This window comes from Streptomyces sp. NPDC053755 (assembly GCF_040677675.1).
In the GTDB taxonomy this organism is placed as follows: Bacteria; Actinomycetota; Actinomycetes; order Streptomycetales; family Streptomycetaceae; genus Streptomyces.
Genome location: NZ_JBFASK010000024.1, coordinates 41,115 through 55,536, shown reverse-complemented (window position 1 = coordinate 55,536; position 14,422 = coordinate 41,115). Strand labels below are relative to the sequence as shown.

Sequence of the window (14,422 nt, the reverse complement as noted above, 5' to 3'; positions counted from 1 at the left end):
GCATGGCCAGGACGACGGACGGGAGCGGCACCCCCGTCCCCCAGAGGCTGCTGGCCGCCGCCACCCGGCTCTTCGCGGAGCGCGGCTACGACCGCACCTCCGTCCAGGAGATCGTGGAGGCGGCGGGCGTCACCAAGGGCGCGCTGTACCACTACTTCGGCTCCAAGGAGGACCTCCTCCAGGAGGTCTACTCCCGGGTACTGCGCCTCCAGCAGGAGCGGCTCGACGCCTTCGCGGACGCCGACGCCCCCATCGAGCGGCGGCTGCGCGACGCCGCCGCGGACGTCGTCGTCACCACCATCGACAACCTCGACGACGCGTCGATCTTCTTCCGCTCCATGCACCATCTGAGCCCTGAGAAGAACAAGCAGGTCAGGGCCGAGCGGCGCCGCTACCACGAGCGTTTCCGCGCCCTGATCGAGGAAGGCCAGCAGGCCGGGGTGTTCTCCACCGCCACCCCCGCCGACCTGGTCGTGGACTACCACTTCGGCTCCGTCCACCACCTGTCGACCTGGTACCGCCCCGACGGCCCGCTCACCCCCCAGCAGGTCGCCGACCAGCTCGCCGACCTGCTCCTGCGGGCCCTGCGGCCGTGACGCCGGACCGGTCCGCCGCCCTGCGGTGGACCGGCCGGGGCAACGGGTCCACGGTGGAGGTATGGACCGTGTACCCCGGCTCTGGAGCGCCGCGTACGGACCCTCCCGGGCACCGCTCACCCGCCTGCTCGCCCGGGCCGGCCTGCGCCTGACCGGCTTCGTCCGCTCCCTGGCCCTCGCCGAACACCAGCCGTTCGTCAGCCCCTGACCGGGCCTCCGGGGCGGCAGGGCCGCGGCCGCCGTGGCGGAGTCCCGGCGGGCGGGCCCGCGCCACGGCGCGGCCGGGAGCCGCCGCCTCACCGACTTCGCGGTGATCGCCGTGGCCCGCGCGGACGAGCCCGCCGCCTCGACGGTCTTCGCCTCGGCGCTCGAGACCGCTCTGGCCCGTCTCTCCCTCTCCCGCAAACAGCGGTACCTCTCGGTCGAGCAGGTCGTCGACACCGTCGACGACATCTACCGGAGCGCGGGGGTCCGCCAGACCGCCCGCGCCCACGTCGAGACCGAGGGATACGCCCTCCTCTCCTTCGAGCACACCGGCTACCGCCTGGGCTGCGCGGTGCGCGACCTGGAGTGGGTGGACGACGAGCGGCTCGCCGTCCACACCGTCACCGGGGTCCTCTGCCTGCGACTGCCCTGAACGGGCCCGCGACTACAGGTACTTCTTCAGTTCCCGCCGCGCCAGCGACCGCTGGTGCACCTCGTCGGGCCCGTCCGCCAGCTTCAGCGTCCGTGCCGCGGCCCAGAGTTCGGCCAGCGGGTAGTCCTGCGAGACCCCGCCCGCCCCGTGGACCTGGACCGCCCTGTCCAGGATGTCGACCACCGCGCGCGGGGTCGCGATCTTGATGGCCTGGATCTCCGTGTGGGCGCCGCGGTTGCCGACGGTGTCCATCAGCCAGGCCGTCTTGAGGACGAGGAGCCGCAGCTGTTCGACGGTCACGCGGGCGTCCGCGATCCAGTTCTGCACGACACCCTGCTGGGCGATCGGCTTGCCGAAGGCCGTACGGGACACGGCGCGGCGGCACATCAGCTCGATGGCGCGCTCCGCCATGCCGATCAGGCGCATGCAGTGGTGGATGCGGCCGGGACCGAGGCGGGCCTGGGCGATGGCGAAGCCGCCGCCCTCCTCGCCGATGAGGTTCGAGGCCGGCACGCGCACCTCGTGGAAGAGCACTTCGGCGTGGCCGCCGTGGGAGTGGTCCTCGTAGCCGTAGACCCGCATCGCCCGGCGCACCTCCACCCCGGGGGTGTCGCGCGGTACCAGGATCATCGACTGCTGGCGGCGGACGTCCGCGCCCTCGGGGTCCGTCTTGCCCATCACGATGAAGATCCTGCAGTCGGGGTTCATCGCCCCGGAGATGTACCACTTGCGGCCGTTGACCACGTAGTCGTCACCGTCGCGCTCGATCCGGGTCTCGATGTTCGTCGCGTCCGAGGAGGCCACCTCGGGCTCGGTCATGGCGAACGCCGAGCGGATCTCCCCCGAGAGCAGCGGCTCCAGCCACTGCTTGCGCTGCGCCTCGTCGCCGAACTGCGCGAGCACCTCCATGTTGCCGGTGTCCGGGGCCGCGCAGTTCAGGGCGGTGGGTGCCAGGTGAGGGCTGCGGCCGGTGATCTCGGCCAGCGGCGCGTACTGGAGGTTGGTCAGACCCGCCCCGTACTCCGCGTCGGGCAGGAAGAGGTTCCACAGGCCCTGGCGCTTCGCCTCGGCCTTCAGGTCCTCGACGACCTGGGGGGTGTCCCACGGCGAGGCGAGCAGCGCGCGCTGCTCCTCGGCGACCGGCTCGGCCGGGTAGACGTGCTCGTCCATGAAGGCGAGCAGCCTCGCCCGCAGCTCCTCGGTGCGCGCGTCGAATGCGAAGTCCATGGCGGGTCAGCCTTCCTGGAGGGTGGTGAGGCCGTGCTCGATGAAGACGGGGACGAGGTCGCCGATACGGTCGAAGCCGGCGCCGACGGTCTGGCCGAGGGTGTAGCGGTAGTGGATGCCCTCCAGGATCACGGCGAGCTTGAACCAGGCGAAGGCCGTGTACCAGGAGATGGCGGAGGTGTCGCGGCCCGAGCGGGCGGCGTAGCGCTCGATCAGTTCCCCGGGCGAGGGGTGTCCGGCCGCGGCCGCGGTGGTGCTGACGGGGGAGTGCGGGAGGTCGAGCCTCGCGCTGTACATCACGAGCAGACCGAGGTCGGTGAGCGGATCGCCGAGCGTGGACATCTCCCAGTCGAGGACCGCCTTGATCCGGTCGTCCTCGCCGATCAGGACGTTGTCGAGGCGGTAGTCGCCGTGCACGACGGTGGCGGCGGAGGAGCGGGGGAGATCCCGGCCGAGGGCGGCGTGCAGCTCGTCGATGCCGGGGAGATCGCGGTTGCGGGAGGCGTCGAGCTGCTTGCCCCAGCGGCGCAGCTGGCGGTCGAGGAAGCCCTCGGGGCGCCCGAAGTCGCCGAGACCCACCTCGTCGGGGTCGACGGCGTGCAGGTCGACCAGGGTGTCGACCAGACCGAGGACGGCGGCCCGGGTCCGCTCCGCCCCGAGCGGCGCGAGCTGGCCGGCCGAGCGGTACGGCGTTCCGGCGACGAACTCCATGACGTAGAACGGCGCGCCGAGCACGCTGTCGTCCTCGCAGAGCAGGACCGTCTCCGGGACCGGTACGGCCGTCGGGTGGAGGGCGGTGATCACGCGGTGCTCGCGCTTCATGTCGTGCGCGGTGGCCAGGACGTGGCCGAGCGGCGGCCTGCGCACCACCCATCGACCGGTGCCGTCGGTGACGACGTACGTGAGGTTGGACCGGCCGCCCTCGATCAGCCGGGCGGTGAGCGGGCCGGCCACCAGTCCGGGGCGCTCGCGGTCGAGGAACCCGCGCAGCCGCTCGGGGTCGAGACCTGGTGGTACCTCCCGCGTCGGAGACTGCGGGGGAGGGGCTGAGCTCATCGTACGTACCTCCGGAGGCGGGCGAGGGGTCGGCGCCCATGATGACCGACCAGTCGGTATGTCGTCCAGGGTGAGATCGGAAATGCGGGCGCGGGTCTGGCCCCACGGTCGGACTGATGAATAGAGTTCACATATGAATTCTGGGATGCTCGTCGACCACGTCCGGCTGACCCCGATCCTCATCTCCGACCCTCCGCTGCTCAACACGCAGGGCGTCCATCAGCCCTTCACGCCCCGGCTCATCGTGGAGGTGGTCACGCGAGGAGGGGTCACCGGTCTGGGGGAGACGTACGGCGACAGCGCCTATCTCGACCTGGCGCGGCCGCTCGCCGAAGCTCTCCCCGGTCGCCCGGTCACGGACGTGAACGGCCTCTTCTCGCTCGCCGCGCAGGTGTGCGGCGACTCACGCGCCGCCGACGACCGGGTCGACGCCGGCGGTCTGCGCGGGGTGCAGACCCCGGACAAGCTCCGGCTCTCCGTCGTCTCGGCCTTCGAGGTGGCCTGCCTGGACGCCCTCGGCAAGACCCTCGGCCTCCCCGTCCACGCCCTGCTCGGCGGCAGGGTCCGCGACTCCGTCGAGTACAGCGCCTATCTCTTCTACCGCTGGGCCGCCCACCCCGGCGACGGCGGAACCGACGCGTGGGGTGCGGCGCTCGACCCGGCCGGCGTCGTCGCGCAGGCGCGTCGCTTCGACCGCGCGTACGGCTTCCGGTCCTTCAAGCTCAAGGGCGGTGTCTTCCCGCCCGAGGAGGAGATCGCCGCGATCCGGGCCCTGGCCGAGGAGTTCCCCGGCCGCCCGCTGCGCCTCGACCCCAACGGCGCCTGGTCCGTGGAGACCTCGTCGGCCGTCGCCCGGGAGCTGGAGGGCGTCCTCGAGTACCTGGAGGACCCCGCGAGCGGTACGGGGGCGATGGCCGAGGTCGCGGCCCGCACGGACGTGCCGCTGGCCACCAACATGTGCGTCACGACCTTCGAGGAGATGCCCGAGGCGCTCGCCCGCCACGCGGTGCGGATCGTCCTCTGCGACCACCACTACTGGGGCGGCCTGCACCGCACCCGCGAACTCGCCGCGCTCTGCCGTACGTACGGCGTCGGCCTGTCGATGCACTCCAACACGCACCTCGGCATCAGCCTCGCCGCCATGACGCAGGTCGCCGCCACCCTCCCCGACCTCCACCATGCCTGCGACACCCACTATCCGTGGCAGACCGAGGACGTGGTCACCACCCGCCCCGTCTTCCGCGAGGGCCGGCTCGCGGTCTCCGACGCCCCCGGTCTCGGTGTCGAACTGGACCGGGAGAGCCTCGCGGCCCTCCACCGCCGCTGGCAGGAGGACGACGGCGCGATGCGCGAGCGCGACGACGCGGCCGCGATGAGGGTGGCACATCCGGGGTGGACCACGCCGCGGGTCCCGCGCTGGTGAACCTCCTCGTCGAGCGGTCCACCGCCGTGACCTGCGTGAAGACCCTGTGAATAGCATGATCATGACGAGCCGCCGGTGGCTAGGTTGATCGAATGAAACTCACGTTCGGACGAAGAAGCCGCCTTGTCCGGCTCTCGCTCGGGGCGGCCGTGGCCGCCTCCGTGCTGCTCCCCGCCCAGCCCGCCCAGGCCGCCTCCGGTCTGGAACCGTTCGCCGCGAACTTCACGCTCAAGCGCGTGGACGGGGACAAGACCGACCTCATCACCTCCGCCGAGGCCGCCGGCGTCGCCAAGGCGTCCGTCACCGACGTCCTGGGCGCCCGCACCGGACGGCCGGGCCTCTGTCACGCCACCGGACTCAACGGCGCCCTCAAGCCCGACGGGTTCTGCTGGGACGACGCCGACGACCGGTCCGACTACGCCGCCGCCGGCGGCGGCTGGATGCCGCAGGGCTTCGCCGGTTCGCATGCCGCCACCGCCGACGGCCTGTACGCGGGCCGCTCCCTGACGGTCACCTCCTGGTACCACGGCACGTACGTCAAGGACCGCGAACCGACGACGATCGAGGACTACGCGAGGGTCTCGATCGCGGAGTCGACCGGCGGCCAGGTCAGGTACGGGCACATCGCGCTCGTCGAGCCGGTCGCGGGCAACTTCAAGCCGCTCGACTACATCTCGCACTCGGACGGCGTCGCCTGGTACGGCAACAGGCTGTTCGTGGCCAACGGCGCGGAACTGCAGGTGTTCGACCTGACGCGCATGTGGCGCATGAACGACACCACCAGCGCGCTCACCCGCCTGGCCGACGGCAGGACGTCCGCCCGCTTCCACCTCTGGGCCATGCCGCTCGTCGCCCGCTACAGCACCATCAGCACCGCGGCGGTCGACAACCCCGCCACGGCGTACGTCAACGGCAACCCCCGCGCCTGCGGCCCCTCCGTCAACGCCGAGCTGTGCCTGAGCAGCCTGAGCGTCGACCGCTCCGGCGCGACCCCGGCCCTGGTCTCGGTGGAGAACAGGAGCGGCGCGGGCGCCCGGATCGTCCGCTGGCCGCTCTCGGCCCTCGGCGCCGGCACCCCCACCACGGTGGCCTCGGAGACCACGGGCTACACCTCTCCCGTCTGGGGCATCCAGGGCACGGCCACCGACGGCACCAGCTACTACATGAGCGGCACCTGCCCCGCGTACTGGCCGGGCGGCACCTCGCTCTACTCCTGCGTCCACGTGGCCAGGCCCGGCGAGGCGCCCCGCGTCCTCACGCAGTCGCCGCACCTCACCCAGGGTCTCTCCTGGGACCCGTCGGCCAAGCGGCTCTGGGGCGCCAACGAGGCACTGGTGGACGCGAGCGGGCCGCGCCGGGTGGTGTTCAACGTCGAGCCCGGCGCCGGCAGGTCCGTCGACGGCTGGAGCTGGCTCACCAACTTTCATCAGGTGGGCTCCGTCTGCGCCACGCCGCAGGGCAACGGCACCGCCAACGGCACCCCGATCACCGTGTGGGCCTGCACGGGGTCGGAGATCCAGCGGTGGAAGTACGAGAACGGTCTGATCGTCCACAAGGCGAGCGGCAAGTGCATCACCCCCGAGGCCAACGGGGCCGACACCAACGGCGCCCTGCTGACCCTGTGGACGTGCAACCCCTCCAGCGACGTCCAGCGGTTCTCCCCGTCGGCGGACGGCAGCGCCGTCAACGCCTACGGCAAGGCCATCACGCCCAAGGGCAACTCCCTGGGCAACGGCGTCTGGCTGACCCTGTGGACCCAGGGCAGCCCCACGCCCGACGTCCAGGACTGGGTGGTGAAGGCCTTCTAGGGCGTGTCTCGAAAGTCCCGCGCCCCGCGACGCCTGGCACGCACGCTCGCAGCCTTGTCGGGATCGTCCACGTACGTCCGGTACGAGGGCGACCCTCCGCCTTGCGATCGCACGTCCGGTACGCGTGCGCGCGGGGCGTCGCGACCCAGGCGGGACCGACCGGACGCGACCTGACTCCCGCCGCGCGTCTTGTGACGTCGGAGGGGCCGGCCCGGGTGCGGGCCGGCCCCTCCGTGGCACGGCGACGAGCGGCGGGCCGCTCAGGGGCAGCTGACGCGGGTGTCGCCCGCGTCCGTCGTGCAGGTGTCGGTGTTCGGGCCGCCGTTGGCCGTGTCGTTGCCGGAGACGCCGTCCACGGTGTTGAGCCGGTCGGTGCCGTAGGAGCCGGTCAGGCCGTCGTTCCCACCGCCGCCGTACAAGGTGTCGTTGCCGTTGCCGCCGTCGACGCTGTCGTTGCCGACATCGCCGTACAGGGTGTCGTTGCCGTTCCCCCCGCGGATGGTGTCGTTGCCCCCGAGGCCGCAGATCACGTCGTTGGCGCCCGAGCCGACGATCGTCTCGCCCGCGCTGGTGCCGATGATCGTGCAGCCCCGGTTGTTGCTCACGGTCGCCGTCGTGGTGGCGGTGTCGTTCGCCGGGACCGGGTCGTCCTCCGTCGCGTCGACCGTGGCCCGCTGGGTGAGCGTGCCGGTGGACCGGGGTTCGACGGTCACGGCGACCGTCGCGGTCCCGCCCGGGAGCAGCGAGCTGAGCGTGCAGTTCGCGCTGGTGAACGTGAGCGTGCAGCTACCGCTGGAGGTCGTGGCCGACACCACCGTCGCACCGGCCCCGGAGACGGTGTCGGACAGCGTGATGCCGGTCGCCGACGCGCTGGATCCGGAGGAGTTGGTCACCCGCACGGTGTAGGTGATCCGGTCGCCGAGGGTGAGCTGGGCGGTCCCTGACGTCGTCACCGAGAGGTCGGCCTGCGCGGGCGGCGGGGTGGTGCCGCCGCCTTCGTAGCGGGCCAGCGCGAAGTCGGCGTCCGGCCCGCCCGCACCGGCGGCGACGATCCTGTCGTCGGACTGCAGGACCACCCCGCGCGCCCGGTCGGAGCCGCCGAAGTCGGTGGTCACCATGCCGCCGCCGCCGAAGGAGGCGTCCGCGCCGCCGTTCGGCTGGCGACGGAGGACGGCGAAGTCGCCGCCGGGGCCGTTGCTCCCGACGAGGACGATCCTGCCGTCGGACGGCAGCGCCATGTCGGCGACGGGAGCCGGGAGGTTCACCCTGCCGTCGCCGTCGAAGCCCGTGTCGAGAGCGCCGTTGGCCAGGTACCGGGCCATCGAGTCGCCGCCGGCCGCGACGATCCTGCCGTCGGGCTGGACGGCCAGCGCCTCCACGCTCTCGTAGTCGCCGAAGTCGGTTCGCACGATGCCGTCGCCGTCGAACGTCGTGTCCAGGCCGCCGTCGGGGAGGTAGCGGATCAGGGCGAAGTCGAAGCGGGTCGTGCCGACCTCGCCACCGGCGACGACCTTGCCGTCGGACTGCAACGCCAGGCTGCGGCCCGTACCCCCCTCCTCGGCCGACCCCGGGGAGGGGTCGGTGGTCACCTCGCCGTCGCCGCCGAAGGTGGTGTCCGGGCTGCCGTCGGCGTTGAACTGGGCCAGCGCGAAGGTGCCGCCCGAGGTGCCCATGGCGAGGATCCTGCCGTCGGGCCGCACGGCCACCTCGTAGGCCTCGTTCGGGCCGCCGCCGAAGTCGGTGGTGACGATGCCGTCGCCGCCGAACGTGCCGTCCAGGCTGCCGTCCTCGTTGTACCGGACCACCGTGAACCAGCAGCAGTTCTCGTACTCGATCCAGCTGCTTCCCACGACCACGACCTTCCGGTCGGGCTGCACCGCGACCCCGTAGGCGTCGTCCCACATGCCGGTGCCGGAGATGTCGGTGGTCACCCGCCCGTCGCCGCCGAACGTGGTGTCCGGGCTGCCGTCGGGGAGGTAGCGGGCCACCGCGAAGTCACCGGCGGTGTCGTCGGCGGTCGAGCCGGCGACGACGAGCCGGCCGTCGGGGGCCGACGCCATCTCGTTGCCGCTGTCCGCGCCGCCGAACCCCGTCAGCACCCTGCCGTCGCCGCCGAAGGCAGGGTCCAGGTCGCCCGGGGCCGCCATGGCCGTGCCGGGCAGGGTCAGGAGGAGCGCCAGACAGGCGATCGCCACGGCACCGGCCCGGCCCGCCCGTGACCGCCGGCGCCGGGCCGCGAACCGGCGGTACGCCGTCCGCGGCCGGGAAGTGAACAGGGGCATGTCGGCCTCTCCGTCTCTCGTCGGGCCTGCCCTCGATCCCACGAGGAGCGGGCAGCGAGCGACACTCTCCCGCCCGTCCCGCGCGGCGCCCCCCGTGACCGGCCCGTGCTGCGCTCACTGGTCCCCGGGGTCCACCCCCGTGAGTGACAGCGTGCCGATCACCCGACAAACCGTCATCTGACCTGTCCTGGGCGCGAGTTCGACGGACGGGGGACGGCGGGACCGACGTGACGGCGTACGGGTCGGGGGCCGGCCGGGCCGGGGAGGGTCAGTGGTCGTCCCAGTGCCCGTCGTGCGAGGCGTGCCGGTGCCCGTCGTGGAGGTAGTCCAGGTGATCGCCGTGGACCACCGACGTGTGCCCGCACTGCGGGCCGTGCTCGTGGGTGTGCCCGTCGTGCGCGAGGTGCTCCGTCCGCTCGCACTCGTCCCAGTGGCCGGAGTGCTCGCGGTGCAGGTGCCCGTCGTGCGCGTAGTCCACGTGGTCCTCGTGGTCGACGGCGGGGTGGCCGCAGGCGGGCCCGTGGGTGTGCTCGTGCGTCGGGTGCTCGTGATGGAGAACGGTCATGACATCGCCTCTGTGAGGGTGCGGCGGACGGCACCAGGCTAGTCCCGTATGCCCGGGTCATCCCGGTTCCTGGCGGGGGTGTCGGGTCGCTCCGGCGGGGGAGTCCGGCTTGCGGGGGGCCTGGGCCGCCTCGAAGGTTCGGGGTATGAAGGCGATCAGCTACAGCCGGTACGGCGGACCCGAGGTGCTCGAGTACGGCGAACGGCCCGACCCGAAGGTCGGCCCCGACGACGTCCTCGTGAAGGTGCGGGCCGCCGCCGTGAACCCTGTGGACTGGAAGGCCCAGGCCGGGTACCTGGACGGCATGCTGGACACCGTCTTCCCCGTCATCCCGGGCTGGGACGTGTCGGGGGTCGTCGTCCAGCCCGGTGTCTCCGTCGCCGAGTTCGCCGTCGGGGACGAGGTCATGGGCTACGTCCGCGAGGACTTCCTCGCCCACGGCACGTTCGCCGAGTACGTCGCCGCCCCGGTCCGCACCCTCGCGCGCAAGCCCCGCACCGTGGGGTACGAGGAGTCCGCCGCCCTGCCCCTGGTCGGACTCACCGCCTACCAGGTGCTGCACCGGGCGCTCGCCGTCCGCTCCGGCGAGACGGTCCTCGTCCACGCGGCGGCCGGCGGGGTCGGCTCCATGGCCGTCCAGATCGCCCGGCACCTCGGCTGCCGGGTCATCGGCGCCGCCCGCGAGTCGGGCCAGGACCTCATCAGGGAACTGGGCGCCGAGCCGGTGCTCTACGACGAGGGCACCTTCGCCGACCAGGTCCGCGCCCTCGCACCCGACGGCGTGGACGCGGCCGTCGACACCATCGGCGGCGCCTTCCTCAAGATCACCCCGCACGTCCTGGCCCCCGAGGGGCGCCTGGCCTCCATCGCCGACGGCGAGGTGATCGGCCTCGGCGGCCGCTACTTCTGGGTCCGCCCCGACGCCGACGACCTCGCCGCGCTCGCCGGACTGGTCGACGAGGGGGTCCTGACGGTAAGGGTCGCGAAGTCGTTCCCGCTGGAGCAGGCGGCCGACGCCCAGCGCGCCAACGCGGAGGGCGGCCTGAACGGCAAGGTGGTGGTCACGGTGGAGTGGCCCGGCTGACGGCCGCACCGTCCGTCGGGCCGGGCGTCGTCCCGGTCGTGACACGCCCTCGGTCGTGCCCGGTCGGTCTCGCCTGGGCTGCCCTCCGGACGGATCGACGGACGCCGACATCGCCCGGACGCTCCCCGGGGCGTGCCCGGTCGGTCTGCGGCGCCGCCCTGCACGCCCTAGAGCACCACCGCGACGGCGAACCCCGCCAGCGCGACCGCGCACCCCGCCGCGAGCAGAGCGCCCCGGCGGGAGAGCGCTCCGGGCCGGGGCGCGTCCAGGGACCGGATACGGCGGTGGGCGACGGCCAGGAAGCCGAGCCAGACCAGGGCCGACAGGGCCATGCCCACCAGCCCCTCCGCCGTGATCTCGTCGTCGATCCCCGCCCTGACGGCGAGCACCGCGACGACCGTGCAGGCCAGGGTCGTGCGGCGCCATGCCAGCCGGGTCCGCTCGGGCTGCAGCCCCGGATCCCTGGCCTCGGTCACCCGGGCCGCCCGGTTCACCGCCCGGCCCACCCGAAGACGATGAGCACCACCATGGCGAGCGCCACGAGGGCCACCGCGAGACCGAGCACCGTCGGGAACCGCGACACCGGCAGGTCCTCACCGCGACGCATCGCCCGCTCGCACCGCACCCAGTGGTTCACCGCCCGCAGCGCGCACAGCACCCCCGCGGCGAGCAGGGCGAGCGCCAGCCCGACCCGCACCCCCCAGCGCAGGTCCGGCAGGAACTGATCGACGGCGAACCCGCCGCCGACGAGCGCGAGCGAGGTCCGGATCCACGCCAGGAAGGTGCGTTCGTTGGCCAGCGAGAAGCGGTAGTCGGGGGTGTCCCCTTCCTCCCTGATCCGCTGGGGCGCGAACCACAGGCGCAGGCTCTGTACGAAGTCGCTCACCCGCGCACCCTATCCGCCGCCGTCGAGGCGGCCCGGCGCGAGCAGCCGGTGGTACGCGGCGAGCCCGTCGGGCACCCACTCCCACTCCGACAGGCGCCGCTCCAGTTCCGCGTCGGTGAGGAAGCCGTACCAGGCGACCTCCTCCACCTGCGGCTTCACCGGCATCGTGCACCGGACCTCGTAGACCGCCGACCACCACTTCCCGGCCACGCCCCCCGAGTCGTACAGGAAGCGCAGCACGGGCTCGGGCCGCGGGAGGCCGCGAACCCCCAGCTCCTCCTCGGCCTCGCGCAGCGCGGCAGCGTCGTAGGACTCGCCCGCGCCGACCACCCCGCCGACGAACATGTCGTACAGCGAGGGGAAGACCAGCTTGGCGGGGGTCCTGCGGTGGACGAAGGTCCGGCCCTCGGCGTCCCGGACCCGGACGAACGCGCAGCGGTGGATCAGGCCCCGGGCGTACACCTCGCCGCGCGGGGCCCGCCCGACCACCCGGTCGTGCTCGTCGACGACGTCGAGTACCTCGTCCTCGGGGCTCATGACGCCATCCAATCAGCCCCGCCGGGACGGGACGTACTCGACCTCGCCGGAGCGGCCGGCCGGGCCCGGGTACGCCGCCCGGGGCCCGAGGTCTCCGCGGCGAGCACCCCGCCGCGGGAGACCGGAAGAGACCGGACCGTCCCGGACGGTTGACTGGATACATCGGTGTATCCAAGATTCGGTCCATGTCGTACGACGCTGATGTGATCGTGATCGGAGCCGGCCTCGCCGGGCTCGTGGCCACCGCCGAACTGGTCGACGCCGGGCGGAGCGTGATCCTGCTCGACCAGGAACCCGAACAGTCCCTCGGCGGACAGGCCCACTGGTCCTTCGGCGGGCTCTTCCTCGTCGACTCCCCCGAGCAGCGCCGGATGCGCATCAAGGACAGCCACGACCTCGCCCTCCAGGACTGGCTGGGCACCGCGGGCTTCGACCGCGAGGAGGACCGCTGGCCGAGGAAGTGGGCCGAGGCGTACGTCGACTTCGCGGCCGGCGAGAAGCGGTCCTGGCTCCACGCGCGCGGGGTGCGCTTCTTCCCCGTCGTCGGCTGGGCCGAGCGCGGCGGCTACGGCGCGATCGGCCACGGCAACTCCGTGCCCCGCTTCCACATCACCTGGGGCACCGGCCCCGGACTCGTCGCCCCCTTCGAACGCCGGGTCCGCGAGGGCGTCGCCACCGGCCGCGTCCGGTTCCGCTTCCGCCACCGCGTGACCGGCCTCGGCCGCACGGCCGGCGCCGTGGACACGGTCACCGGCGAGATCCTCGAACCCTCGGACGCCGTGCGTGGCACGGCGAGCAGCCGGGAGGTCACCGGCGCCTTCTCCTACCGCGCCCAGGCGGTGATCGTCACCTCGGGCGGCATCGGCGGCAACCACGACCTGGTCCGAGCGCAATGGCCCGAGCGGCTGGGCACCCCTCCCGCGAAGCTGCTCTCCGGAGTCCCTGCCCATGTCGACGGGCTGATGCTCGGCATCGCGGAAGACGCGGGGGCCCACCACATCAACCGGGACCGGATGTGGCACTACACCGAGGGCATCGAGAACTGGAACCCGATCTGGGCCCGCCACGGCATCCGCATCCTGCCGGGGCCCTCCTCGCTCTGGCTGGACGCGCGGGGCCGCCGGCTGCCCGTCCCCCTCTTCCCGGGCTTCGACACCCTCGGCACGCTCGAACACATCACGCGCACCGGGTACGACCACACCTGGTTCGTCCTCGACCAGCGGATCATCGGCAAGGAGTTCGCGCTCTCCGGCTCCGAGCAGAACCCCGACCTGACCGGCAAGTCGATCCGCGACGTCATCGGCCGCGCCCGGGCGGACATCCCCGGACCGGTGAAGGCGTTCATGGACAAGGGGGTGGACTTCGTCGTCGAGAACGACCTGCCCGCGCTGGTCCGGGGCATGAACGCGCTCACCGGCGAGCCGCTCATCGACGAGGCGGACCTGCGCCGCGAGATCACCGCCCGCGACCGCGAGATCGCCAACCCGTTCACCAAGGACCTCCAGATCACGGCGATCCGGGGCGCCCGGACGTACCTGGGCGACAAGCTGATCCGCACCGCCGCCCCGCACCGCATCCTCGACCCCAAGGCGGGCCCGCTGATCGCCGTACGGCTGAACATCCTCACCCGCAAGTCGCTCGGCGGCCTGGAGACCGATCTCTCCTCGCGGGTCCTGACGGAGGGCGGCGAACCCCTCCCCGGCCTGTACGCGGCGGGCGAGGCGGCCGGCTTCGGCGGCGGAGGCGTGCACGGCTACCGCTCCCTGGAGGGCACCTTCCTCGGCGGCTGCGTCTTCTCGGGCCGCGCGGCGGGCCGGGCGGCGGCGCAGGCGGTCACCTGACGGGCGGCCGGTCTCAGGCAGGCGGGAGGGCCTCCACGACCCGGAACCGCTCCGCCACCACGAGCGTCGTGTCGTCCACGGTGAAGTCCGGGTCGCCCAGGGCCTCCCGCATCTCCTCCGAGTGCCAGAACCGCTCGTGGTCCGCCCGCCACGCGGCCACCGACGTGTGCCCCTCGCCCTCGTCGAGCGCGTGCGGGAGGCCGATTTCGCCGAGCGGCAGCACCCGGACCCCGGTCACCTCCACCACCGCGACCGCGCGCCCGTCCGAGTCGATGAGCGCCGAGCGCTCGCCGACCTCGGGCAGCTCCTCGTTCTCGGCCTCCCACTCGGCGAGCAGGCCGGTGGTGGAGAGCTTCTCCCCGGTGAGCACCGCGGCGACGAGACGGTCGCGCAGCGGCCCGGGGTAGGCGAGCAGGAACGGCTTGAGCGCGTGAGGGCCGGTCATGGCCGACAGTCTGTCAGCCGCGACCGGCCCTCGCC

General features: G+C 73.0%; 15 protein-coding genes. 7 read left to right on the top strand and 8 right to left on the bottom strand.

Going from position 1 to position 14,422, the window contains the following annotated elements; translation table 11 throughout:
• Positions 1-2: 2 nt before the first annotated feature.
• The 3 genes from AB0K65_RS22490 (at position 3) to AB0K65_RS22480 (ending at position 1,233) form a co-directional block, all read left to right on the top strand.
• Positions 3-596 carry a TetR/AcrR family transcriptional regulator gene (locus AB0K65_RS22490; protein ID WP_365719185.1) on the top strand — a complete coding sequence of 198 codons (594 nt, stop codon included), beginning with the start codon at positions 3-5 and terminating at the stop codon, positions 594-596.
• Between the two features lie 61 nt (positions 597-657).
• Complete coding sequence (locus AB0K65_RS22485) at positions 658-804, top strand: hypothetical protein (RefSeq protein ID WP_365719183.1); 147 nt, start codon at positions 658-660, stop codon at positions 802-804.
• 33 nt (positions 805-837) lie between these two features.
• Positions 838-1,233, top strand: coding sequence for a hypothetical protein (locus tag AB0K65_RS22480; protein ID WP_365719181.1), 396 nt, complete (start codon positions 838-840; stop codon positions 1,231-1,233).
• Between the two features lie 12 nt (positions 1,234-1,245).
• On the opposite strand, the gene AB0K65_RS22475 is transcribed toward AB0K65_RS22480, so the two are convergent.
• Complete coding sequence (locus AB0K65_RS22475) at positions 1,246-2,460, bottom strand: acyl-CoA dehydrogenase family protein (protein WP_365719179.1); 1,215 nt, start codon at positions 2,458-2,460, stop codon at positions 1,246-1,248.
• A 6-nt stretch (positions 2,461-2,466) separates the two neighbouring features.
• Entirely contained in the window at positions 2,467-3,516 is a 1,050-nt protein-coding gene (locus AB0K65_RS22470; protein ID WP_365719177.1) for a phosphotransferase family protein, read from the bottom strand.
• A gap of 133 nt (positions 3,517-3,649) precedes the next feature.
• Here AB0K65_RS22470 and AB0K65_RS22465 point away from each other — a divergent pair, with 133 nt between their 5' ends.
• Together AB0K65_RS22465 and AB0K65_RS22460 are read left to right on the top strand one after the other, a co-directional pair.
• Positions 3,650-4,939, top strand: coding sequence for a glucarate dehydratase family protein (locus AB0K65_RS22465; protein WP_365719175.1), 1,290 nt, complete (start codon positions 3,650-3,652; stop codon positions 4,937-4,939).
• A gap of 92 nt (positions 4,940-5,031) precedes the next feature.
• Positions 5,032-6,747 (top strand): ricin-type beta-trefoil lectin domain protein, encoded by a 1,716-nt coding sequence (locus AB0K65_RS22460; RefSeq protein WP_365719173.1) that lies wholly within the window; start codon positions 5,032-5,034, stop codon positions 6,745-6,747.
• A 260-nt stretch (positions 6,748-7,007) separates the two neighbouring features.
• On the opposite strand, the gene AB0K65_RS22455 is transcribed toward AB0K65_RS22460, so the two are convergent.
• Both AB0K65_RS22455 and AB0K65_RS22450 read right to left on the bottom strand, forming a co-directional pair.
• Positions 7,008-9,029, bottom strand: a complete 2,022-nt coding sequence (locus tag AB0K65_RS22455) for a calcium-binding protein (RefSeq protein ID WP_365719171.1) — start codon at positions 9,027-9,029, stop codon at positions 7,008-7,010.
• Between the two features lie 268 nt (positions 9,030-9,297).
• Positions 9,298-9,594, bottom strand: coding sequence for a hypothetical protein (locus tag AB0K65_RS22450; RefSeq protein ID WP_365719169.1), 297 nt, complete (start codon positions 9,592-9,594; stop codon positions 9,298-9,300).
• A gap of 145 nt (positions 9,595-9,739) precedes the next feature.
• Here AB0K65_RS22450 and AB0K65_RS22445 point away from each other — a divergent pair, with 145 nt between their 5' ends.
• A complete protein-coding gene (locus AB0K65_RS22445; RefSeq protein ID WP_365719167.1) occupies positions 9,740-10,678 on the top strand; it encodes an NADP-dependent oxidoreductase in 939 nt (312 codons plus the stop codon).
• A gap of 167 nt (positions 10,679-10,845) precedes the next feature.
• On the opposite strand, the gene AB0K65_RS22440 is transcribed toward AB0K65_RS22445, so the two are convergent.
• Genes AB0K65_RS22440 through AB0K65_RS22430 form a run of 3 tightly spaced genes read right to left on the bottom strand, consistent with a single transcriptional unit; the run spans position 10,846 to position 12,101 of the window.
• On the bottom strand, positions 10,846-11,184 hold the full coding sequence (locus AB0K65_RS22440) for a DUF202 domain-containing protein (protein ID WP_365719165.1): 339 nt from the start codon (positions 11,182-11,184) through the stop codon (positions 10,846-10,848).
• The gene (locus tag AB0K65_RS22435; protein ID WP_365719163.1) at positions 11,169-11,564 is read right to left on the bottom strand and encodes a DUF202 domain-containing protein; all 396 of its coding nucleotides are present in this window, start codon (positions 11,562-11,564) and stop codon (positions 11,169-11,171) included. The genes AB0K65_RS22440 and AB0K65_RS22435 overlap by 16 nt, the downstream gene beginning before the upstream one ends.
• A 9-nt stretch (positions 11,565-11,573) precedes the next feature.
• Entirely contained in the window at positions 11,574-12,101 is a 528-nt protein-coding gene (locus AB0K65_RS22430) for an NUDIX domain-containing protein (protein WP_365719161.1), read from the bottom strand.
• 185 nt (positions 12,102-12,286) lie between these two features.
• Here AB0K65_RS22430 and AB0K65_RS22425 point away from each other — a divergent pair, with 185 nt between their 5' ends.
• On the top strand, positions 12,287-13,942 hold the full coding sequence (locus AB0K65_RS22425) for an FAD-binding dehydrogenase (RefSeq protein WP_365719160.1): 1,656 nt from the start codon (positions 12,287-12,289) through the stop codon (positions 13,940-13,942).
• 13 nt (positions 13,943-13,955) lie between these two features.
• Here AB0K65_RS22425 and AB0K65_RS22420 read toward each other — a convergent pair whose 3' ends face one another.
• On the bottom strand, positions 13,956-14,387 hold the full coding sequence (locus AB0K65_RS22420) for an ASCH domain-containing protein (RefSeq protein WP_365719158.1): 432 nt from the start codon (positions 14,385-14,387) through the stop codon (positions 13,956-13,958).
• Positions 14,388-14,422: the final 35 nt, after the last annotated feature.

Bases quoted from the DNA above. Each gene is read 5' to 3' on its own strand.
- AB0K65_RS22490 (WP_365719185.1), top strand. From the start codon at position 3: ATGGCCAGGACGACGGACGGGAGCGGCACCCCCGTCCCCCAGAGGCTG.
- AB0K65_RS22485 (WP_365719183.1), top strand. From the start codon at position 658: ATGGACCGTGTACCCCGGCTCTGGAGCGCCGCGTACGGACCCTCCCGG.
- AB0K65_RS22475 (WP_365719179.1), bottom strand. From the start codon at position 2,460: ATGGACTTCGCATTCGACGCGCGCACCGAGGAGCTGCGGGCGAGGCTG.
- AB0K65_RS22470 (WP_365719177.1), bottom strand. From the start codon at position 3,516: ATGAGCTCAGCCCCTCCCCCGCAGTCTCCGACGCGGGAGGTACCACCA.
- AB0K65_RS22465 (WP_365719175.1), top strand. From the start codon at position 3,650: ATGAATTCTGGGATGCTCGTCGACCACGTCCGGCTGACCCCGATCCTC.
- AB0K65_RS22460 (WP_365719173.1), top strand. From the start codon at position 5,032: ATGAAACTCACGTTCGGACGAAGAAGCCGCCTTGTCCGGCTCTCGCTC.
- AB0K65_RS22455 (WP_365719171.1), bottom strand. From the start codon at position 9,029: ATGCCCCTGTTCACTTCCCGGCCGCGGACGGCGTACCGCCGGTTCGCG.
- AB0K65_RS22450 (WP_365719169.1), bottom strand. From the start codon at position 9,594: ATGACCGTTCTCCATCACGAGCACCCGACGCACGAGCACACCCACGGG.
- AB0K65_RS22445 (WP_365719167.1), top strand. From the start codon at position 9,740: ATGAAGGCGATCAGCTACAGCCGGTACGGCGGACCCGAGGTGCTCGAG.
- AB0K65_RS22430 (WP_365719161.1), bottom strand. From the start codon at position 12,101: ATGAGCCCCGAGGACGAGGTACTCGACGTCGTCGACGAGCACGACCGG.
- AB0K65_RS22425 (WP_365719160.1), top strand. From the start codon at position 12,287: ATGTCGTACGACGCTGATGTGATCGTGATCGGAGCCGGCCTCGCCGGG.
- AB0K65_RS22420 (WP_365719158.1), bottom strand. From the start codon at position 14,387: ATGACCGGCCCTCACGCGCTCAAGCCGTTCCTGCTCGCCTACCCCGGG.